Origin of the sequence: Thermoleptolyngbya sichuanensis A183, assembly GCF_013177315.1 — a bacterium.
GTDB lineage: Bacteria > Cyanobacteriota > Cyanobacteriia > Elainellales > Elainellaceae > Thermoleptolyngbya > Thermoleptolyngbya sichuanensis.
Window position 1 is genome coordinate 1,777,920 of the sequence record NZ_CP053661.1, and the last position, 20,902, is coordinate 1,798,821.

General features: G+C 55.5%; 18 protein-coding genes. 15 read left to right on the plus strand and 3 right to left on the minus strand.

All coding sequences use genetic code 11. The annotated features are described in order from the left end of the window. The first annotated feature begins 97 nt into the window (after positions 1–97). From rplI to HPC62_RS07595, 11 genes are all read left to right on the plus strand, one after another. A complete protein-coding gene (rplI, locus tag HPC62_RS07545) occupies positions 98–568 on the plus strand; it encodes a 50S ribosomal protein L9 (protein ID WP_172354508.1) in 471 nt (156 codons plus the stop codon). Between the two features lie 369 nt (positions 569–937). Next, positions 938–3,559 (plus strand): replicative DNA helicase, encoded by a 2,622-nt coding sequence (locus HPC62_RS07550; RefSeq protein WP_172354510.1) that lies wholly within the window; start codon positions 938–940, stop codon positions 3,557–3,559. Between the two features lie 83 nt (positions 3,560–3,642). After that, a complete protein-coding gene (locus HPC62_RS07555; protein WP_172354512.1) occupies positions 3,643–4,284 on the plus strand; it encodes an IS607 family transposase in 642 nt (213 codons plus the stop codon). After that, positions 4,284–5,768, plus strand: coding sequence for an IS200/IS605 family accessory protein TnpB-related protein (locus HPC62_RS07560; RefSeq protein ID WP_172354514.1), 1,485 nt, complete (start codon positions 4,284–4,286; stop codon positions 5,766–5,768). Before HPC62_RS07555 ends, HPC62_RS07560 begins: the two co-directional genes overlap by 1 nt. A gap of 132 nt (positions 5,769–5,900) precedes the next feature. Continuing rightward, complete coding sequence (locus HPC62_RS07565) at positions 5,901–6,353, plus strand: hypothetical protein (protein WP_172354516.1); 453 nt, start codon at positions 5,901–5,903, stop codon at positions 6,351–6,353. 112 nt (positions 6,354–6,465) lie between these two features. Then, positions 6,466–7,068, plus strand: a complete 603-nt coding sequence (locus tag HPC62_RS07570) for a Uma2 family endonuclease (protein WP_172354518.1) — start codon at positions 6,466–6,468, stop codon at positions 7,066–7,068. 211 nt (positions 7,069–7,279) lie between these two features. Then, the gene (locus HPC62_RS07575; RefSeq protein WP_172354520.1) at positions 7,280–8,992 is read left to right on the plus strand and encodes an ABC-F family ATP-binding cassette domain-containing protein; all 1,713 of its coding nucleotides are present in this window, start codon (positions 7,280–7,282) and stop codon (positions 8,990–8,992) included. A gap of 777 nt (positions 8,993–9,769) precedes the next feature. Beyond that, positions 9,770–11,368 carry a 2,3-bisphosphoglycerate-independent phosphoglycerate mutase gene (gene gpmI, locus HPC62_RS07580; protein ID WP_172354522.1) on the plus strand — a complete coding sequence of 533 codons (1,599 nt, stop codon included), beginning with the start codon at positions 9,770–9,772 and terminating at the stop codon, positions 11,366–11,368. A gap of 230 nt (positions 11,369–11,598) precedes the next feature. Continuing rightward, entirely contained in the window at positions 11,599–11,829 is a 231-nt protein-coding gene (gene secG, locus HPC62_RS07585) for a preprotein translocase subunit SecG (RefSeq protein ID WP_172354524.1), read from the plus strand. A 172-nt stretch (positions 11,830–12,001) separates the two neighbouring features. Continuing rightward, the gene (locus tag HPC62_RS07590) at positions 12,002–12,202 is read left to right on the plus strand and encodes a hypothetical protein (protein WP_172354526.1); all 201 of its coding nucleotides are present in this window, start codon (positions 12,002–12,004) and stop codon (positions 12,200–12,202) included. Continuing rightward, positions 12,144–13,799 carry an IS1096 element passenger TnpR family protein gene (locus HPC62_RS07595; RefSeq protein WP_172354528.1) on the plus strand — a complete coding sequence of 552 codons (1,656 nt, stop codon included), beginning with the start codon at positions 12,144–12,146 and terminating at the stop codon, positions 13,797–13,799. The genes HPC62_RS07590 and HPC62_RS07595 overlap by 59 nt, the downstream gene beginning before the upstream one ends. A gap of 5 nt (positions 13,800–13,804) precedes the next feature. Here the strand turns inward: HPC62_RS07595 and HPC62_RS24045 are convergent, their stop codons facing one another. Further along, positions 13,805–14,965 (minus strand): ABC transporter ATP-binding protein, encoded by a 1,161-nt coding sequence (locus HPC62_RS24045; RefSeq protein WP_276568593.1) that lies wholly within the window; start codon positions 14,963–14,965, stop codon positions 13,805–13,807. Positions 14,966–15,426: 461 nt separating this feature from the next. Here HPC62_RS24045 and hisH point away from each other — a divergent pair, with 461 nt between their 5' ends. Both hisH and rsmD read left to right on the plus strand, forming a co-directional pair. After that, positions 15,427–16,074, plus strand: coding sequence for an imidazole glycerol phosphate synthase subunit HisH (hisH, locus tag HPC62_RS07605; protein ID WP_172354532.1), 648 nt, complete (start codon positions 15,427–15,429; stop codon positions 16,072–16,074). Positions 16,075–16,164: 90 nt separating this feature from the next. Next, on the plus strand, positions 16,165–16,743 hold the full coding sequence (gene rsmD / locus HPC62_RS07610; protein WP_172354534.1) for a 16S rRNA (guanine(966)-N(2))-methyltransferase RsmD: 579 nt from the start codon (positions 16,165–16,167) through the stop codon (positions 16,741–16,743). A gap of 380 nt (positions 16,744–17,123) precedes the next feature. Here rsmD and petG read toward each other — a convergent pair whose 3' ends face one another. Next, on the minus strand, positions 17,124–17,237 hold the full coding sequence (gene petG, locus HPC62_RS07615; protein WP_068512313.1) for a cytochrome b6-f complex subunit V: 114 nt from the start codon (positions 17,235–17,237) through the stop codon (positions 17,124–17,126). A gap of 389 nt (positions 17,238–17,626) precedes the next feature. Between petG and HPC62_RS07620 the strand changes: the two genes are divergently transcribed. After that, on the plus strand, positions 17,627–17,947 hold the full coding sequence (locus HPC62_RS07620) for a c-type cytochrome (protein WP_371321972.1): 321 nt from the start codon (positions 17,627–17,629) through the stop codon (positions 17,945–17,947). Positions 17,948–17,997: 50 nt separating this feature from the next. Here the strand turns inward: HPC62_RS07620 and HPC62_RS07625 are convergent, their stop codons facing one another. Beyond that, positions 17,998–18,714: a response regulator transcription factor gene (locus HPC62_RS07625; RefSeq protein ID WP_172354536.1), complete on the minus strand. Its 717-nt coding sequence runs from the start codon at positions 18,712–18,714 to the stop codon at positions 17,998–18,000. 217 nt (positions 18,715–18,931) lie between these two features. Here HPC62_RS07625 and HPC62_RS07630 point away from each other — a divergent pair, with 217 nt between their 5' ends. Next, entirely contained in the window at positions 18,932–20,890 is a 1,959-nt protein-coding gene (locus tag HPC62_RS07630) for a flotillin family protein (RefSeq protein ID WP_172354538.1), read from the plus strand. Positions 20,891–20,902: the final 12 nt, after the last annotated feature.

The following is a 20,902-nucleotide window of genomic DNA, read 5'->3' on the forward strand; positions in this document are numbered from 1 at the left end:
CTCCATTCTTCTCTCTTCCTTTTTCTCTCTTCTTTCTTCCTTTACACTCCTCCCGACATTTCGGTACAATAGCAGACTGGACTATTTGGGAAGGCTCATGGCGAAACGGATTCAGTTGGTTCTTAATCAAGATGTAAGCAAGCTGGGCAAGGCGGGCGATTTGGTAGAGGTGGCTCCTGGCTACGCCCGCAATTACCTGCTGCCGCAAGGATTGGCCGTGCATACGACCCCTGGCATTTTGAAGCAGGTGGAGCGGCGGCGCGAATTGGAGCGTCAGCGCCTGATCGAGCTAAAGAAAGAGGCGGATGTGATCAAAGCCAAGCTGGAGCAGTTGTCTGGCCTGGCGATCGCCAAGCAGGTCGGAGAAAAGGACGCAATTTTCGGCTCGGTGACGGATCGGGAAGTGGCAGAGGTGCTGCAAGCGGCGATCGGTCAAGAAGTGGATCGGCGCGGCATTACGGTGCCCGAAGTCCGCAAGCTGGGCACCTACAAGGTAGATATCAAGCTGCATCCTGAAGTGACCGCTACGGTAGACATTGAGGTGGTGCCTGCGGACGCAGAGGCGTAAAGATTTGGATCAGTCATCGGACAGTACATGAGTACTCTGCGAGAATAGTCGCAGAGTATTTTTTTGATTTTTTGATCCGTTTCCTGTGAATTCTCTGCCTAGGGCGCTGCGACGAAGCATTCGCTAGATTAGCGGAGATCGCCGCAGGAAACCGCCCCAATCAAACCCAGATCCGGTCCCGAATCCAACCCCAAATCTAGCCCGTTTTTTGGCGATCGCCCCCTTGCCGACTCTATCTATAGGGGTACAATAGCGATCACCTCCTGCACCACCTCCTACAGGTAGGATCTCAAGGGATTACTCCAAACTCGTTTCTGCAACCCTGTTCTCGTCGCTCTGCTTGCTGCCCTGCTCCTGCTGCCCTGCCCTATGGTTCAAGAACTGAACTTTCAAGCCTACAGCGATCGCCTCCCCCCGCAAAACATTGACGCAGAGGAAGCCATTCTAGGCGGCATCTTGCTCGACCCGGAGGCGCTGGGTCGCGTCGCGGAGTTGCTGCGCCCCGAAGCCTTCTACATTTCCGCCCACCAGGAAATCTATCGCGCCGCGCTGGCGCTCCAGAGCGAAGGACGACCCACCGACCTGATGAGCGTCACTAGCTACCTCAACGACCACAACAAGCTCGACAAAATCGGCGGGCAGAGCCGCATTGCCCAACTGGTGGATCGCACTGTCAGCGCTGTCAACATCGACCAATACGCCCACCTCGTAACGGACAAATACCTGCGCCGCCGGATGATTCAGGCTGGCAACGAGGTCGCCTATCTGGGCTACGAAACCAGCACCCCCCTAGAGCAGGTGCTAGACCAGGCTGAACAAAAGATTTTCAACATTACGCAATCCCGCCCCAACCAGAGCCTCACGGCCACCTCCGATATCCTCACGGCGACCTTTTCCGACATCGAAAGTCGCTCCCTGGGGCTGGTACTGCCGGGGATTTCCTGCGGCTTCTATGACCTGGATGCGATGACCCAGGGCTTTCAGCGGTCAGACCTGATCATCGCTGCGGGACGGCCGGCCATGGGCAAAACCAGCTTTTGTCTCAACATTGCCCGCAACATTGCCGCCTTTCACAAGCTGCCCGTTGCCATTTTTAGCCTGGAAATGTCGAAGGAGCAGTTGGTTTATCGCCTGCTGTCGAGCGAAGCGCAGATCGAGAGCGGACGGCTGCGGGCAGGGCGGGTCAGCCAAGATGAATGGGAGCCACTGGGCTACGCGATTAGTGCCCTCTCCCAGATGCCGATTTTCATCGACGACACGCCCGATATTTCCGTCACCGAGATGCGCTCGAAGGTGCGGCGGCTCCAGGCAGAACAGGGCGGGGCGCTGGGGCTAGTGCTGATTGACTATCTGCAACTGATGGAGGGCAGCGGCAGCGAAAACCGCGTGCAGGAACTCTCTCGCGTGACGCGGGCGCTGAAGGGTTTGGCGCGGGAATTGAGCGTGCCCGTGATCGCGCTGTCGCAGTTGAGTCGGGGAGTGGAATCGCGCACCAACAAGCGCCCGATGATGAGCGATTTGCGGGAATGCGTAACGGGCGAAACGCTGGTGTGGCTGGCGGATGGTCGCCGCATCCCGATCCGGGAGTTGGTCGGTCAAACCCCAGAGGTGATTAGTCTCGGTGACCGGGGTCGCCTAGTGGCTGCTAAGGCAGATTTAGTCTGGGAAGTTGGGGTTAAGCCCGTCTTCAAACTGACGACTGCAACGGGTAGAACGATTAGAGCAACTGGTAAGCACAGGCTTTACACATTTGATGGCTGGCAACAGCTTCAGGATTTGCGGGTGGGCGATCGCCTCGCACTTGCAAACCATATGCCCCGTCTGACTCAAGCGGCGATCGCCTGGCCAGATCTCCAGGTGGTCTTACTGGCCCATTTGATTGGAGACGGTAGCTACGTTTCCCATCAGCCCTTGCGCTACACAACAGGCTCAGAAGAAAACTCAGCAATTGTAAAAGCTGCCGCCGAATCGTTTGGCTGTCAGGTCAATCGCCATCCAGGGCGGGGAAATTGGCATCAGCTTGTCATTTCAGGCAATGGCAATCGCTGGCATCCAGAGGGGATGGGGCAGTGGCTAAAAGCCTTAGGAATTTTTGGGCAGCGCTCAGCAAGCAAGCGGATTCCTCAGGCGATTTTTCAACTTCCTGATGAGCAAATTGCGCTGTTTTTGCGCCATCTCTGGGCAACTGATGGCTGCATCAGCAGTTCTTTAAGTCCTGATGGACGTAAGTACAAGGCCACCATTTTCTTTGCAACGGTAAGCGAAGGGTTGGCCCGAGACGTGGCGGCTCTCCTGCTGCGGCTAGGAATTTTTAGCCAAATCCGTTGGACAAAATCCAACTGCTATAACGTTCAGATTTACGGTAAAACTCAACAACTTAAGTTTCTAGAAACTGTAGGTGCGTTTGGGCCTAGGGTCGAACCAGCGGCCGTGGTGATGCGAGAACTGGCGCATCGAGGCAAAGCGAATCCTAACAGAGATACGCTGCCAGCACAGGTTTTTGAACAGATTAAGCAAGACATGAAAGATCAGGGTATTTCTCAACGCCAGATGGCATCCCTGAGAGGAACACCCTATGGTGGCTCCGCGCACTTCAAGTTTTCCCCCACTCGCGATGTGGTTTTAAGCTATGCCGACATTTTGAACAACACGGCGCTCAAGGAAATTGCAACTGCCGATTTATTTTGGGATGCGATAACGTCTATTGAGCCAGATGGAGAGGAGATGGTTTACGATCTGACCGTTCCTGGCCCTGCTTCTTGGATGGCAGATGGGTTGGTCTCTCATAATTCTGGCGCAATTGAGCAGGATGCTGACCTGATCATCATGCTGTATCGCGACGAATACTATAATCCCGACACCCCCGATCGCGGCATTTCCGAAATTATCATCACCAAGCATCGTAACGGCCCGGTGGGCACAGTGAAGCTGCTGTTTGAGCCACAGTTTACCCGCTTCCGCAACCTGGCTGCGCCGGGACGGGGTCTGTGACTGAAACAAAATATCTACCCAAATGTTGACAAACCTTCCGGAGTGTCCACATAATTAGATGTATTCTATTATATGAGGCATTTATGGAGGAAAGCACAGAGTTGACAGTCAGTATCGGTGAAGCGGCTAAGGAGTTGGGCGTTTCCGTTAAGACGGTAAGAAGGTGGGCAGACGCAGGCAAGCTAAGGTTTGAGCGTTCTCCGAGTGGACACAGAAGGTTTTATTTGTCAGATCTAAAGCGAATAGTTCCTAGAGATTTAGAAGCTTTAGACGATCGCATTACGATCAACTATGCCAGAGTCAGTAGTCACGATCAAAAGCCTGATTTAGTCAGACAGGTTCAAGTTTTAGAATCTTACAGTTCGGCTAACGGATGGCAATTTGAAACCATTCAAGACTTAGGCTCTGGGTTAAATTACAACAAAAAAGGACTTCAAAAGCTACTCAAAAGGATACTATCTGGTGAAGTTGGCAGGATTGTAATTACGCATAAAGACAGGCTTCTAAGATTTGGGTCAGAACTTGTCTTTGCAATGTGTGAAGAGTTTGAGACTGAGGTTGTCATTGTAAATAAATCATCTGAAGCACTTAGCTTTGAGCAAGAGCTAGTTCAAGACATGATCGAGCTTATCCAGGTCTTCAGCGCTCGTCTTTATGGAGCTAGAAGTCACAAAAATAAGAAGCTGATTGACGGAATTTCTAAGGCTGTAGATGAGGTGAAGTGATGGCTCAACGAACTGTCACAACTGAATTACCTGTAGAACTGTGGCAGTTCGCTATTGACGCTTCTAAACTCGTAGAACCTGCCAGAGTTGAATACTTGAACCGAATGTTGGCTGGCGATAACGAGAATGAAATCATCCGAGAATTGCAGCCTAAATACGGTTTGAACAAACGTCAAGTTAACGCCATTCGATCCGAGGTCAAAGGTGCGATTGCATCAGCTAAAGAATGCCGCAAACGCCACATCAAGATTTTAGAGCAGCAGATCAAATCTACGAGGGCATGGTTGAAGACGGCTGAAAAGTCGCTATCAAAACTACCTGATGCCTGTTCTATTCGGTATCGTCAGCACTTGCGCTCCTCAAAGCGATTTGTCATTCACCAGAAGAAACGTCGCTTGCGCCTGCTAGAGAACAAATTGCAGTACCTCAAGAATGCTGTTTTGCAGGTCAGCTTAGGCAACAAAGGAACGCAGTATACAACCGTTGGAGCCACAAAAGAGAGTTTTGGCAATCAGATCTCTCAGTACGATGGCAGCACAATCAAGTTTCGAGTTCCTTATGCCCTGGAAGGCAAATATGGGAAGACGATCGCGGCTCCGTTACGGTTTGAATATGAACAAGGTCAGCAATGGATTGATGAGGCTATCCAGGCTAACAGAGCGTTATCCTATCGTATCTACTGCAAAGACTTCCGATGGTTCATTGCTTGCTCTACAGACGTACCAGAACCCGATCGTCAGTCGTTACCGCGTCAGTATGGATGCCTGGGACTGGATATCAATCCTGGTGTGATCGGTTGGGTCTACGTAGATGCCGATGGTAATCTCAAGCATCATGGACAGTTCAAGCTAAACTTGCATAGCCGTAGTAGTGGACAGATTGAAGCCACGCTACATGATGTGACTAAGCAAATTGTACTGATTGCTCAATCGTTGCAATGCCCAATCGCTATCGAAAATCTAGATTTCAGTGCTAAAAAATCTCAGATGCGAGAGCGGGGTAGACGCTATGCCCGAATGCTCTCAGGATTTATCTATGGCAAGTTCACCGAACTTCTAGGGCAGAAATGCCAACTGGCAGGTATTGAATTGATTAAGGTCAATCCAGCCTACAGTTCACAGATAGGTTTGATTAAGTTTATGAAGCAGTACGGTCTATCATCCGATACTGCCGCTGCAATGGTTCTAGCGCGCAGAGCCATGCGACTGTCAGAGCGAGTTCCTAACCAAAACGCCTATGCTGGTGTGAAGTCAGCAAAGCACGTTTGGTCTGCATGGATCTCGCTACATAAAAAACTGAAGCCTGTGAGACGGCATCAGTATTATACGCTGGCTAACAGCCAACTAGAGGTCATGCTTTGCGTCGAGTCGCAAGACGGAATTCAGAGCAAACCGAAAGGTACTTCTAGACGAGGTGCGACCCCTCAGCGGAATCGCAAAGCTACCGCTAGCAATGCGTGTCTAGATTTGGCTACTCTTGGGTAGCTTTGGCTAGATTTTAATTAGCGGTTAGAAATTTGCGGTTATCGTGAAGACTCTGATTATGCACGTTATGCAGGTGTCTTTTGCGATGCCGTTTGCCGCCTGCGCTGTCTGGATCTCTCCCCCTAATTTCTCATGAACCCGTTTGGACAATCTCTGCTGGATGGACTGGGCGATCGCCTCCTAGAGTCCCTCAGCACGCCGCTACAAACCTGGCTGGCCGCCCACCCGATCGCGCAATGGCTAGTGGTGCATCCCCTCTGGGCTTTGGGGCTGATAGTAGGGGCGATCGCGCTGCTGGTAGGTCTCTTCGGCGCAATTGGGCGGCTCACGGAAAACCTCTGGCTGCGGCTATTTCAGGTGCCGCTATGGCTATTTGCGTTCATTTTTGGCGGCGGCTTCCAGCTTGCAAAGCGCCTGTCACAATCCTCGACCCGACACCCCCACAAAACTGACTCAGACAACCCCACCCAGCGGCTTGACCAGATTCTCACCCGGTTGGACGACCTGCGCCGCGAAGAGGAGCAATTGCTGGTGGAACTGAAAACCCTGGTTGCGGAAGCTGGCTCAGAAGCAAACCACGTCTAGGCGTTTGTCCCTGTCAGATCTTTGTCCCTGTCAGGGTCGCACTACAGTCGCACTACAATGGCCTCAACCGTCCGCTTTCCGCCGAACCCCATGAGCACTCCATGAGTACCCTATGACGACGCTCCGCATTCACGCTGAACTGACACCGCTGACCGTGGAGTTGCCTGCTCAGATGTCGCTAGGTCTGGAGCAGTTTCACGAGCTATGCCGTGCTAACCCCGACTTGCGAATCGAGCGCAGCGCCACCGGAGTCGTAATGATTATGCCCCCTACCTTTTCTGATAGTGGAAACCGAAACTTTAACCTAACCGTGCAGTTAGGCCTGTGGGCAGAGGAAGATGCTACGGGGATTGGCTTTGATTCCAGCACGGGGTTTACGCTGCCCAATGGGGCTATTCGATCGCCCGATGCGGCGTGGATTCGGCTGGAGCGCTGGAACGCGCTGAGGGATGAACAACAGGCCTCCTTTGCTCCGATTTGCCCGGATTTTGTGGTGGAGTTGCGGTCTGCGAGCGATCGCCTCAACCTGCTGCAAGACAAGATGCAGGAGTATCTCGACAACGGCGCAAGCCTAGGCTGGCTGATCGATCGCCCTGGCCGCACGGTGTATGTGTATCAGCGCGATCGCCCGGTACAGGTCTTGGAAAATCCAGAAACGCTCAGGGGTGACCCTGTGCTGCCGGGGTTTGCGCTGCGTCTCGAAAAGATTTGGTGACGGGCAAGCGCCACGGCTGCATCTCTCTCGCATCTTTCTCAGGACGGCTCTCTGAGCGTTGCTCCAACCTTTTAGGCAGAGCGAACCATAATGCTTAAAAAATGCTTAAGATTATGGAGAGCTTCACACGAATTCATGACCGACTGTAACGGATGAGTGTTGGCCAGGTTCATCGCGCTCCTATCACCGCGCTCCTATCACAAGGTCACCCATGCTGCGTTTAGAACACATCAGCAAAATCTATCCTACGGGCGAAGTTCTGAAGGATATCAACTGGGAAGTGAAACCGGGCGATCGCGTCGGTTTGGTAGGGGTCAACGGCGCGGGCAAATCGACCCAGCTCAAGATCATCGCGGGCGAAATGGAGCCAACGACGGGGGAAATTATCCGCCCTGCCAGTCTGCACATAGCCTACCTGACGCAAGAATTTGAGGTCGATCCCAGCCGCACGGTGCGCGACGAGTTTTGGCGGGCTTTTGCCGAAGTGAACCAGATTCACGAGGGGCTGGCCGATGTGCAGCACCAGATGCAGACCGCCTCGCCAGAGGAACTGGACAACCTGATTCATCAGCTTGATCGGCTCCAGCGCAAGTTTGAAGCGATGGACGGCTACGGGCTAGAGGCCAAGATTGAAAAAATCCTGCCGGAAATGGGGTTCACTGCCGAAGATGGCGATCGCCCCGTCAGCGCCTTCAGCGGCGGCTGGCAGATGCGAATGAGCTTGGGCAAAATCTTGCTGCAATCGCCCGATTTGCTCCTGCTGGACGAACCGACCAACCACCTCGACCTGGAAACCATCGAGTGGCTGGAAACCTACCTCAAGGGGCTGACCACGCCGATGGTAATTGTCTCCCACGACCGGGAGTTTCTCGATCGCCTTTGCACGCAGATTGTCGAAACCGAGCGCGGCGTGTCCACCACCTACCTGGGCAACTACACCGCCTATCTCCAGCAAAAGGAAGAAGCCCAACTGGCGCAGCTTTCTGCCTACGAGCGGCAGCAGAAGGAACTGGAGAAACAGCAGGCCTTCGTCGATCGGTTTCGCGCCAGCGCCACCCGCAGCACCCAGGCCAAGAGCCGCGAAAAACAGCTTGAAAAAATCGAGCGGATCGATGCGCCGACGGGCAGCGTGCGGACGCTCCAGTTTCGCTTCCCCCCTGCACCCCGCAGCGGCCGCGAAGTGGTCATGATTCAAGAACTGACCCACACCTACGAAGACAAGATTCTGTTTTTGGGCGCAAACCTGCTGATCGAACGGGGCGATCGCATCGCGTTTCTCGGCCCCAACGGCTGCGGCAAGTCCACGCTGCTGCGGCTGATCATGGGCATGGAGCAGCCCACCGATGGCAAAGTGTCCCTCGGCGACCACAACGTGATCCCTGGCTATTTTGAGCAAAATCAGGCGGAGGCGCTGGATCTCAGCAAAACCGTGATGGACACGATCCACGACGAAGTGCCTGACTGGAGCAACGAGGAAGTGCGGACGCTGCTAGGGCGTTTTCTGTTTAGCCAGGACATGGTGTTCAAAAAAGTAGAAGCCCTCAGCGGCGGCGAAAAGGCGCGGCTGGCCCTGGCCAAAATGCTGCTGCGCCCGGTGAATTTGATGATTTTGGACGAGCCGACCAACCACCTCGACATTCCCGCCAAGGAAATGCTGGAGGAGGCGATTCAAAACTACGACGGCACGCTAATTGTGGTGTCCCATGACCGCTACTTTATTTCTCAGGTGGCCACCAAAATTGTCGAGGTGCGCGACGGAGAATTGCGGCTCTATCGTGGCGATTATCACTATTACCTTGAAAAAGTCGCGGAGGAGCGAGAACGCGCTAGGTTGGAGGCGATCGCCGCCGAAAAAGCTGCCAAAGCTGCCGCCAAGCGCGACAAGCAGAAACAGAAAATGAAAGCCAAAAAAGAATCGTCTTAGACGGGCGATCGCCACCGTAAAGGTGCGAGTCGTGAGGTTGCGTTCTGCCTAAATGAAATAGAGGGCATCAGTACAGGGATCAGAGATTAACATGACGCAATTCAAGAATCTGGTCGAACTGGGGATCGCAATCCGTAGCGAATTGACCGTTGATTACTACAGTTGATTGCCAGTGATTGCTAATGATTGCTAATGATTGCTAATGATTGCTAATCGGTTGAATAACAGTTTCTTGTGCTTGAAGCTCAACGGTTTTGTGGCAGAAAATCAAAGTCAGCTTGATCCTGAGAATCTCCAGGACAAAACCGAGATCGATAGTGTCACTTTATCGGTTTAGCTAGTTTTGTAATGCCCCATACACGCGGAGAAGCGTGAGGGTTCACAGCCGGTTTCTTAACCAGTCCTTAAGTCGATCTAGGGGTTGATGTCCTAGATACAGAGAGCATGTCAGCCTTTCAAAACTTGAGCATTGCAGTATTTTCTGGATGTGCTGAGAATTGAGAACCCCGTCTTAATTGGCAGCAAGACAGGATAGAGTCATCTGTAATCCGCTTGGGTGAAATTACTCAGGAAAACTAATCAATTCCTTACATAAGCTCCATAAAAATCTTTTTCCTGATGGAGTTAGGTGATTTTTAAGAATTGGGTGATATTATTGCTGGAAAATTTGCATTACTCATGTAAGTATTTACATACTCAATTGTTTTAAGCGCTGAATTCTGTTCCCAACTGTTCCTAATCTACTGTTCCTAATCTGTTGTCATTCAGGCGATTCTCATGGCACAAGCGCCAATCTCTCCAGTGGTACTGGTCATTCTAGATGGGTGGGGCTATCGTCCCAGCGATGACGGCAATGCGATCGCCACTGCCCAAACGCCCGTAATGGATAGCCTCTGGGCGGCCTATCCCCATACCCTGCTGCAAGCCTCTGGCAAGAGCGTCGGGCTGCCCGAAGGGCAAATGGGCAACTCCGAAGTTGGGCACCTAAACATTGGCGCGGGGCGCGTCGTTCCCCAGGAACTCGTCCGCATCAGCGACGCGGTTGAAGACGGCACAATTCTCAGCAACTCTGCCCTGCTCAAGGCCTGTGAAGCCGTTCGCCAGAGCGGTGGCAAGCTGCATCTGGTGGGTCTATGTTCCGACGGTGGCGTGCATTCCCACATCAGCCATCTGTCGGGGCTGCTGGAACTGGCTAAGGAGCAGAATATCTCGGACGTGTGCATTCATGTCATCACCGACGGGCGAGACACCAAGCCCACGGATGGACTCACAGCCCTGAAAACGATCCAGCGCTATATTGACGAAATTGGGGTAGGGCGGATCGTCACCCTCAGCGGGCGCTACTACAGCATGGATCGCGATCGCCGCTGGGAGCGCACCCAGGCCGCCTATGACCTGATGACCCAGGACGGCGAGGGCGATGGTCGTACAGCGCTGGAAGTGCTGCAAGCCTCCTACGCCGAAAACGTGACGGATGAGTTTGTTAAGCCGACGCGGATTGCGTCCGGAGCCGTCAGCGAGGGCGATGGGGTCATCTTCTACAACTTCCGTCCTGACCGGGCGCGTCAACTGACTCAGGTCTTTGTTGATCCCAACTTCAACGGGTTCGAGCGGACGCAAATTCCCAACGTGACGTTTGTCACCTTCACCCAATACGACCCCGCCTTCCCGGTGCTGGTCGCCTTCTTGCCGCAAGATTTCAACAACATTCTGGGCGAAGTGATTTCTCGCAATGGGTTGCGCCAGTTTCGCACCTCAGAAACCGAGAAGTACGCCCACGTCACCTACTTCTTTAACGGCGGCATTGAGGAACCCTTTGAGGGCGAAGACCGGGCGATGGTGCCCAGCCCCCAAGTGCCCACCTACGACAGTGCGCCTACGATGTCGGCCGAAGCCGTGACCGATGAGGCGATCGCTGCCATTGAAAAGGGCATCTATGGGCTGATCGTCATTAACTACGCCAATCCCGATATGGTGGGGCACACGGGCAAAATGGAAGCTGCGATTCAGGCGGTCGAGACGGTCGATCGCTGCGTGGGGCGGCTACTGGAAGCCATTGGCAGAGCGGGCGGCACTGCGCTGATCACCGCCGATCATGGCAACGCCGAAGTCATGCTGGACGAGGATGGACACCCTTGGACGGCCCACACGACCAATCCGGTGCCCTTCATTTTGGTCGAGGGTGAAAAGCGGAAGATTCCTGGTCACGGCACCGATGTCGTGCTGCGCGACGGTGGCATCCTGGCAGACATTGCGCCGACCATTCTGGAAATTTTGCGAATTCCCCAGCCTGTGGAAATGACGGGTCAGTCGCTGATTGAACCCGCTGGCTTTGACGTGCGCCAGAACCGAACCCCAGTGCGCGTTTCCCTGTAGAAGACGTAGGGGTGGAGACGAGAGGGTGCGGCTCTTGGGCGATCGCCCCTATTAACCTGCCCCTAGCGCATTACTCAGAGGCAGGCCGTTCTCACAGCGCTAAACTCTCGATAGAATAGAGCTTGACCGATTTTTTGGTCGAATCTTTAAAGTCGGGCAAGCTCCAGTTCCGCAGCACTCTGGCGACTGGAATTTCGCTCTGACCTCTGATCCCTAACCTTTAACCCCTCATGACCCTCGTTTCTATTGTTCAAATCATTTGGGCGATTTCTGCCGTTGGACTGATTGTGCTGGTGCTGCTGCATAGCCCCAAGGGTGATGGGCTGGGCGGGCTGGGCGGACAGGCGCAACTGTTTACCAGCACCAAGAGCGCAGAAACCACGCTGAACCGAGTCACCTGGACGCTGACGGTCTTGTTTATTGGGCTGACGATTGTGCTGAGCGCCAAGTGGCTGGCGTAGGGATTGTCAGCGGCAGAGTCAGCCTCAGAGCTAGGTTCAGAGCCAGGCTTGGCAACTGTAAAGGGCGCTTGTAGGGGGCGGTAGCAATGGGGCGATCGCCCCTTCCCCTCCCCTCCCTCCATCAGCGATCTCCACTCGTCTGCTCTATCCTATTGCAATCCTGGAGAAGATCATGGCTCTCCAGTTTAACCAGATCGACCGGATTAAAGACTTTGACGAAGCGATCGCCGTGCTGGAGTCGGACTATGTGCCTGCGCTGGTAAAAGCGTTTGCAAACTCTCCCGAAGGACAGGCGTATCTAAAGGCTCAGCCCCATGAACAACCCGCGCAACTTTGGCATTGCCAAGTCGTTTTTCATGTCAGGGCAGGCTAGCGGATTTGATATGACCGCGCCAGAGGGAATAACCGCTTATCAGGAGCAATATAACCAGCAGATTCGCGAGAATCCCTTGGCAGCGCTCTCACCTATGACCGTGCCAGAGGGCGTGCCGCCAGAGTTTGTGGCGCTGGTGAGCCAGCAGCTTGGGCTTGGCCCAGTGCCAGGGCTAGAGCATTTGCCGACCGACCCGCAGGCGTTAATCAGCGCGATCGCCCAACACCTCATAGACACGGGCGTAGTAACTCTTGAGGAATCAGAAAGCCTCGACGCGGGCGCTGAGGATGCCGCAGACCCGCTGAATTCGCTGCTGAGTTTTGCTACCCAGTTCCAGCAGGAAACGCTGAAAAATGCAGTTCAGGAGCAAGGCGTAACCCTATCGGCAAAGGCGATCGCCCTCCTGCAAGACCTCCGCATCACGCCCACCACACCCGGCACCATTGTTCAAGATTTTGATCGGCTGCTGGAAAGAATCGGCGCGGACGGCATTCCGCTTAGCAGCACCCGTCAACAGCTTAATCTCAATACCCTCAAAGATCTGAACGCTTTGCTGAGCCAGCCGATTCAAATCGACCTCAAACGGCCGCAGCAAAAATCCTACCCCAATCTGTACGGACTCTATCTACTGCTGCGGGTGACGGGGCTAACCCAGATCCGCCAAACAGGCAAGACCCCCAAGCTGGTGGTCAATCCTGAACTCTACGCGGCGTGGCAAACGCTTAACCCCACCGAGAAATATTTCACGCTGCTGGAGGCCTGGCTGATCCGGGGTGATTTGGAACTGCTGGGAGAAGACCGGAATCCGCTGAATGAAGGGAGCCGAGTTCTAAAAGCCTGGACTGAGTTGTCGAAGCAGCCCAAAACTTACCGAAACTACAGCGAACAAGATCGGCTGAGCTACTGGCCTGGATTTCACAATCTGACGCTGATGCAAATGTTTGGCTGGGTGGAGTTGGTCTGCCCCCGCCCTGAGGCAGGCAAGGGCTGGCGCGTTAAACAGGTGAAACCTACGCCGATTGGAGATGCGATCGCCACTCTGGCGCTCAGTGCCTACCACGATCAGGACTTTCAGTGGGAGTCTGAAGAGGATTTCACTCTGCCCTGGGGCGATTTTCAGCCCTACTTTCAGCCCTATTTTCCCGAATGGCAGCAAAACCTGCCCGCGCTCCAGCCCCTAGCGCATCAAACTGGAACCTACATTTTCAAAGTTTCGCTCGGAAAAATCTGGCGGCGACTGTCAATTTCGAGCGAGTCTACTCTAGAGGCATTGGGTGGCTTGATTCGAGAGTCGGTAGATTTCGACTCGGATCATCTCGATCTATTTTCCTTCAAAGACGCGATGGGTCGCACGGTTGAAATTCATCATCCCTACAACGACTGGCGCGACAGAAAAGCCAGTAACGAAGTGCTGATTGGCGACCTGCCTTTACAGCCTGGTATGTCGATGACTTACCTATTCGACTTTGGCGACTGCTGGGAGTTTAATGTGCAGCTTGAGGAAATTCAGCCTGGAAAACCCAAGCGGGGCAGCAACAAGATTTTGGAGCGCCACGGCAAAGCGCCGGAGCAATCTCCCAACTGGGAAAACGAATAGAAGGACTACCGGAGGCGATCGCCCGTCTCTGGATCAAACCCAACCAGCGCCCGCTCGTCGAACCGCAGCGAGAGGCGATCGCCCACCTGCACCGCCCGCTCCGGCGCAGCCAGCAGGTTGATCGGACGCGCCACCCCCGGCAGCTTTGCCCGCACCAGCGTTTCGCGGCCCAGCGGCTCCACCAGCGTCACCTGTGCCACCAGTCTGCCATCTTCCCCATCAGGCGCAATCCCATCGGGCGCAATCCCATCGGGCGCAATTTGCAACTGCTCTGGCCGGATGCCCAGGTTGATGGAGCGTTCAGGGCGATTCGCGACGCGTTCGCGCAAGCGGTGCGGCGCACTTTCCCTACGGGAATCGCCCAGCACCGACTGCAACTCTGCGGGACAGGGCAGGACTTGTTCGCCGATGTGCAGCCTATTCTCTAAATAGACCGCGTTTAGAAGATTCATTGGCGGATTGCCCACAAACGTCGCCACCATCTGATTTGCAGGCTGCTGGTAGATTTCCTGGGGTGGGCCGATTTGCTGAATCCGGCCCTGGTTTAGCACGACGATCTGATCCGCCAGGGTCATGGCTTCAGTCTGGTCGTGGGTGACGTAGATTGTGGTGATGCCAAGCTGCTGATGCAGTTGCTTCAGTTCAGCACGAGTGTCGTCGCGCAGTTGGGCATCCAGGTTGCTCAGCGGCTCGTCCATCAAAAACGCCTGGGGCTTGCGGGCGATCGCCCGACCCAGCGCCACCCGCTGCTGCTGCCCGCCGGAAAGTTGACCTGGCTTGCGATCGAGCAGGGGTGTCAATCCAAGCGACTGGGCCACCGCTTCGATGCGCGACTGGATCGTGCGGACATCCGCTCCCCGCATCCGCAGCCCAAAGGCCAGATTCTCCGCCACCGTCATGTGGGGATACAGCGCGTAGTTTTGGAACACCATCGCCACGTCGCGCTGGCGGGCAGGCAGGTCATTCACGCGGCGATCGCCAATATACAGATCGCCCGACGTAGCCATCTCCAGCCCCGCAATCGTCCGCAAAATCGTCGATTTGCCGCAGCCCGACGGCCCCACCATCACCCAAAACTGCCCATCGGGGACTTCAAAGGTAATATCGGCGATCGCCGTCGTTGCATTAAAGATTCGCGTAATTTGGTTCAGCGCAATTCGAGCCACAGAGCAAAAGGAGCAGTATTTTTCTATTCTCCATCTATCTAAAGAAGGAAAAACGAAAGAAGGAAAAACGAAAAACGAAAAACGAAAACCTGGTCTTCCCTCTTCCCTCTTCCCCTGGTTGCCTGACACAAGTCCCGAAAGCCCAGAAAATTCGTTGTCTTGGGATCGAAGCCCATAGCTCCTGAGTTGGAGCCGGAGGGCTTGGTCAGAGGAGCTTTTGGGCCAGCGTCCCCTACGAGAAATCAGGGGTTTCCAGAGATGTGTCAGGCAGTCAGCCTCTTCCCTCTTCGTTCTTCCCTCTTCCCTCTTCGTTCTTCCCTCTTCCCCCCGTTCAGTCAAGTTTGACAACGTTTTAGCCATTAAATGTAGCAAATCTTGCAAATCTCTTTAGACCCGGCATTCGTTTTGCCTCCGCGCTTAGAATAGGAAAATTATTCTCCACCCACCCAGGAGCAACTGTTATGACCGTGATCGCCGTTGTGGACTATGACATGGGCAACCTACACTCGGCCTGCAAAGGCTTGGCCAACGCTGGAGCCACTCCCCACGTCACCGATTCGGCCAAGGATATCGGACGGGCAGATGCCATTGTGCTGCCTGGTGTGGGCGCGTTTGACCCGGCAATTCAGCATTTGCGCGATCGCGACCTGATCTCGCCCCTCAAAGATGCGATCGCCAGCGGCAAACCCTTCCTGGGCATTTGCCTAGGGCTGCAAATCTTGCTGGACGGCAGCGAAGAAGGACGCGAACCGGGTCTGGGCATCGTCCCTGGTTGGGTGCGTCGTTTCCGCTATGAACCGGGCATCACCATTCCCCACATGGGCTGGAACCAGTTGCAGCTTCGGCAGCCCAATCTGCCCCTGTGGAACCAGCTTGCAGATGATCCCTGGGTCTATTTTGTCCACTCCTTCTATGCCGACCCTGCTGATGCAGGAGTGATTGCGGCTACGACCACCCACGGGTCGCAAACCGTAACCGCAGCGATCGCCCGCGACAACCTGATGGCTGTCCAGTTCCACCCCGAAAAATCCTCCGACACCGGGCTAAAGCTGCTGGCCAACTTCGTTGCCTCAGTGCAGGCCAAAGAACTTGCGGGTATTCGCGGCTAGCTGCCGACTGTCGGGGCGATCGCCCTATGGTGAACCCAAACTGGAGATCGGGGGGCAACAGACCCCCTATTTTTTTGCCGACCACTAACCATGTCTCTCCGCATCTATGGCAACCGCCTGATTAAAACCCTCCCTGGCGGCGACACCCGCCCCACGCCCTCGCGGGTACGGCAAGCGCTGTTCAATATTTGGCAAGGGGAAATCGAGGGCTGCCGCTGGCTGGATTTGTGCAGCGGCAGTGGCTCAATGGGGGCCGAAGCGCTCTGTCGCGGCGCGGTGCTGGTCGTGGGCATCGAGCAGTCTGGGCGGGCCGCCGCCGTGGTCACAGAAAACTGGCAAACTGTCGCCAAACCGGATCAGCAGTTTCGGCTGCTGCGCGGCGATGTGCGGCAAATGCTACCAAAACTGAGCGGGCAACGCTTCGACCGGATTTACTTTGACCCGCCCTACGCCAGTGAGTTGTATGAACCCGTACTGGAGGCGATCGCCCGTCATCAGCTTCTGGCCCCCGATGGCGAACTGGCGGTCGAACACGGGGGCGATCGCTTTTCTGAAACGGCCCTAGCGACCCTGCTGCCCCGCATCGCGCCCCTAGTTCCCTGCCGCGAGAAGGTCTATGGCAATACGGCGCTGATGTTTTTTGGGTGGCAAGATGAGGGGTTGGCGTGAATGGGGGTTGAAGGAGTCGAGCAAGTTATAAAAAGAGACCCCCAAAAGGGCCTCCATTCCGACAATTTTCCAGAAATTTCTAGCGGTAGTTCACAAGGTTTTTTTCAAGGGTTGCTGGGGTGCGTCTCAAATGTCCCCTGCGAGATCTCACTTGGCTATTGCGTACACACATCTCGACTGCCTATATCAAGCTCTGAAAGATCCCCCTGAATCCCCCTTGATAAGGGGGACTTTCGAGCCAATTCTCCCTGCTGCGGGTCACTCCGGATACAGTCCCCCCCTTGTTTAAGGGGGGCTAGGGGGGATCAAAGCATCGCCGCTTAGGCATACAAGACTTGTGTGTACACAGTAACTCAACACGGAGAGCGGGCAGAGGGTGTCTACAGACCCAACTGGTCGCCCCGGCGATATTGCAGATAAGCCGCGACAAACAGACCAGCCAGCGTCACGGGAATCAAGCCCAACACAATTCCAGAAAGCAGCGGTTCAACCACGGTTCGATCTCCTTAACGTTAAGTCAAATTTTAGCAACGAATGGTTGAGCAGTCAGCCCTGGGGCGATTTTTTGGCACGGCTTTTAAGGTTTTTTACGTTTTCGCTCGCCCCTTCTCAGAAAAGGGCGATCGCCCTCTCATCTAATCCACTCCGCCAGGACTTGGGGTCGCAACCGTCAGACCCAGCAAAACCTTGCTATTTGCACTCCTTAAATAAATCTGTGCAGAGTTGCCGTCTCCGCTCAAGAAACTTTAAGCTAGGTTATAAATCGAAACGCTATTCACACCCCGCCTTGACCCCGAATCTCTTGAACGAGCCTATTCTAGAATCGCAAGTGACGAGTGCAGCCAGCGATGCTCCGGATCGGTCGCGGCAAGCACTCTGGTTGCTGCTGGGTTCGGCGGTGGTAATGCTGGTGGCGATCGCCGCCCTGCTGCTGCTCCGCCATCCCGACCCCTACGTGCGGAGCGTGCTGGCTCTAGAGGGCAACCCGTCCCAGGGGCAAGTTATTTTCCAGATGAACTGTGCAACCTGCCACGGATTGACGGGGGATGGCGTAGTCGGCCCCAGCCTGCATCATGTTTCCGCCCGCAAGTCTCGCATCAAGCTAATCGAGCAGGTAATCAGCGGCAAAACACCCCCCATGCCCCAGTTCCAGCCCAACGCTCAGGAAATGGCGGATTTGCTGGAATATCTTGAGTCCTTATAGCGAGAGTCTTGATAGCAAGAGTCTTTGGCAGCAAGTCCTCATAGCAGTTTCTAGGTACTGGGTGCATCTTCAAACTTATAGCCCACGCCGATTACCGTTTTCACAAAGCTCGGCGTTGCTGGGTCAAACTCAATTTTTTTCCGCAAGCGGGCGATGTGCGTATCTACCACGCGCTCATCCCCAAAGAAATCGCTACCCCAGAGTTTCTCAATCAACTGGGCCCGGTTCCACACGCGGCCGGGATAGCTCATAAAGGTAGTCAACAGGTCAAATTCCAGCGTAGTCAGGTCAAGCCGTTCGCTTTTCTGTCCTGGCCCGTCGCCGTGGCGATAGGCCGCCCGCTGGTCTACGTCTACCGTAAAATGCTGCGTGTGGTAGGTCTTGCTCTGTCCGCCTTGGCGCAGGGTGCGCCGCAGCAGCGCCCGGACGCGGGCCACCAGTTCTCGCGGACTAAACGGCTTCACCATATAGTCATCGGCTCCAGTAGACAGGCCGATTACGCGATCCATCTCTTCGCCCTTTGCCGTCAGCATTAGAATGTAGGGGTCTTTGTGGCCGGGCTTTTGGCGAATGCGGGCACACACCTCAAGCCCGTCCAGTTCTGGCAGCATCAAGTCCAGAATAATCAAGTCGGGCTGGAGTTCTTGAAATACGCGAATGGCCGTCTGCCCGTCACTGCAAACGCGACAAGAAAAGCCTTCTTTCTCTAGATAAAGCTGGATCAGTTGGGCAATTTCGGCTTCGTCTTCAACGATTAAAATATCCATGACCTGTGGAGGATTCGTCGCTTGCGTTTACCATTAAACCTGAGCGATGGTATGAGAGCAGTTTGTAAGCCGCTCGCTGCATCAGTCCTGGCTAATTTCTCTGGTCAATTGCTCTGGTCAATTGATTGAGTGAGCATCCAGGGACATGGGACTCGATCCTAGCGTAGCGGTGTGGCAGACCGCTGATCTACGGTTCTTCTAGAGCATGATAGACGGCATGGTAACAGCTACCCCCCCTTCGGAATTGCATCGGTTGGGCTTCCAGTTGCAAACCTTGTTGCGGACGGCGCTGCCAGGATTGCCGCCAGTGCAGGTGCGGTGTGCGCTGCGGGAAGGCGTGCTGATGGTGCTGGTGCAGCAGGTTTCACCTGACCCTGGAGCGGCTTCCGCCGTCCGTCGGTTAGAGGCTTCTGAGGCTTCAGAGATTTTCGCTTGTCTGGAAGATGAACTGCGGCGATCGCCCCCCAAGATTCCCCCAGCGAAATCTCCCTTTTCTCCCGCCCAGGTTCAGCCGCTGCCCGTGCGGGTGTATCTGCGGGCGGCTGGCCAGTCTCGCCCCTACGCCATCCATCAGTTTCGCATCAATGGATCAGCGCTTTCTGCGATCGCCCCAGAACAGACCCAGGCTGAGCAGAATGAATTCAGCGCATTCGTCCCCACCGCAGCGCCAGAGCGGTTGCGTCGTCTCCCCCAGGATGATGCAAATCTGGATCATGCAGACTTGGCTCATGCAGACTTGGCTCATGCAGACTTGGATCATACAGACCCGGCGGAAACCGGGCTGCCAGATCCGGCTCAAGCCCCGGCTCCAGACCCAGACACGGCTGTTGCTGGGGGATATTCGCTCTCTCGAATGGCGATCGCCCTGGCAGCAGGGGTTGCGGCGCTGGCCTTTGGCGGCACGTTTTATGCCCTGACTCGCCCTTGCGTGATGGGCGGCTGTGCCGAGTTGCAAACCGTGGAGCGGCTGCATCAGGCAGTGAGCCAGCAGTTGAGCCAGGGCGCGACGCTGCAAGACCTGTCCCAATCCTACACGCGGCTCACGGAGGCCAGCTATCGCCTCAGTCGGGTTCCTCGCTGGTCGCGCCACTACGCAGCGGCGAACCAGGTACAGCAGCAGACCGAATCGACGGTCGCCGCGCTGGGGCAAGTGCTGTCGGCCCAGGCGATCGCAACCGAAGCCGTCGAGATGGCCCAAAATCCTCCCCATCCGCTGGAGGTGTGGCAGCGGGCGCAGGCGCTCTGGGAAAAGGCGATCGCCCAGTTGCAGCAGGTGTCAGAATCCAGCCCGGCCTACGATCTGGCCCAGCAGAAACGGCTGGAGTATGCCGAAAATCTGGCCATGATTGAGCAGCGCATCACCCTGGAGCAAAAGGCGCAGGACTGGGTGAATCGGGCGCGGCAGGCGGTGGAATTGGCGGAAGCGCGACAGGGCGCGGCCACGTCGATGGACACTCGGCTGGAGGCCCACGGCACCTGGCGAACGGCGATCGCCCTGTTGCAGCAGGTTCCCGAAACGGCGATGGCCTACGCCGAAGCCCAGCAGTTGTTGGCGCTCTATCAGCCACGCCTGCTCGACAGCAGCGCCCGTCTCCAGCAGGAAGAAACGGCCGTGGATGCCCATCAGCGGGCGCTGCGGCTGGCAGATCTGGCGGCCGAGGCGGAGCAGCGCAGGCAGTGGTCGCAGGCGGTGCAGCACTGGCAGGGGGCGCTGGCGGCGGCGCAGCAGGTGGCCGCAGGCACGACCGTCCATCCCCAAGTGCAACCGCTGCTGTCATCCTATCGGGCATCCCTGGCGACGGCACAGGAAAAACTGAAAGGGGCGATCGCCGCTCAGGCAGCCGAGCAAGACCTGGAGCGCAACTGTAGCGGTACGCCCCGCATTTGCACCTACGCGCAGCGGGGCAGCGTCATGCAGGTGCGAATTACGCCCAGCTATGATCGGGTGCTGCAAGAGGCGGCCGCCATTACTCAGGTCACACAAGAGACTGATCCGGACTCGGCCATCATGGCCCACTTCAATCCACTGCTGCGGGCGATCGCCACCGTCGGCGAAACCGCCCAAATTCCCATTGAGGTCTACAACGCTGACGGCTCCCTGTTTGGCATCTACGATCCCGCCCTGGATGGATATGTTTCTCGCGAAGTCCGCAACCAGCAGCACAAGCGTCCCTAACCCCCCAACCCC

What these genes read in the sequence shown, in the direction of transcription:
- hisH (WP_172354532.1), top strand. Translation starts at nt 15,427, where the DNA reads ATGACCGTGATCGCCGTTGTGGACTATGACATGGGCAACCTACACTCG.
- HPC62_RS07570 (WP_172354518.1), top strand. Translation starts at nt 6,466, where the DNA reads ATGACGACGCTCCGCATTCACGCTGAACTGACACCGCTGACCGTGGAG.
- HPC62_RS07555 (WP_172354512.1), top strand. Translation starts at nt 3,643, where the DNA reads ATGGAGGAAAGCACAGAGTTGACAGTCAGTATCGGTGAAGCGGCTAAG.
- HPC62_RS07630 (WP_172354538.1), top strand. Translation starts at nt 18,932, where the DNA reads ATGGTAACAGCTACCCCCCCTTCGGAATTGCATCGGTTGGGCTTCCAG.
- HPC62_RS07550 (WP_172354510.1), top strand. Translation starts at nt 938, where the DNA reads ATGGTTCAAGAACTGAACTTTCAAGCCTACAGCGATCGCCTCCCCCCG.
- rplI (WP_172354508.1), top strand. Translation starts at nt 98, where the DNA reads ATGGCGAAACGGATTCAGTTGGTTCTTAATCAAGATGTAAGCAAGCTG.
- rsmD (WP_172354534.1), top strand. Translation starts at nt 16,165, where the DNA reads ATGTCTCTCCGCATCTATGGCAACCGCCTGATTAAAACCCTCCCTGGC.
- HPC62_RS07565 (WP_172354516.1), top strand. Translation starts at nt 5,901, where the DNA reads ATGAACCCGTTTGGACAATCTCTGCTGGATGGACTGGGCGATCGCCTC.
- HPC62_RS07625 (WP_172354536.1), bottom strand. Translation starts at nt 18,714, where the DNA reads ATGGATATTTTAATCGTTGAAGACGAAGCCGAAATTGCCCAACTGATC.
- secG (WP_172354524.1), top strand. Translation starts at nt 11,599, where the DNA reads ATGACCCTCGTTTCTATTGTTCAAATCATTTGGGCGATTTCTGCCGTT.
- gpmI (WP_172354522.1), top strand. Translation starts at nt 9,770, where the DNA reads ATGGCACAAGCGCCAATCTCTCCAGTGGTACTGGTCATTCTAGATGGG.
- HPC62_RS07595 (WP_172354528.1), top strand. Translation starts at nt 12,144, where the DNA reads ATGAACAACCCGCGCAACTTTGGCATTGCCAAGTCGTTTTTCATGTCA.
- HPC62_RS07590 (WP_172354526.1), top strand. Translation starts at nt 12,002, where the DNA reads ATGGCTCTCCAGTTTAACCAGATCGACCGGATTAAAGACTTTGACGAA.
- HPC62_RS07575 (WP_172354520.1), top strand. Translation starts at nt 7,280, where the DNA reads ATGCTGCGTTTAGAACACATCAGCAAAATCTATCCTACGGGCGAAGTT.
- HPC62_RS07560 (WP_172354514.1), top strand. Translation starts at nt 4,284, where the DNA reads ATGGCTCAACGAACTGTCACAACTGAATTACCTGTAGAACTGTGGCAG.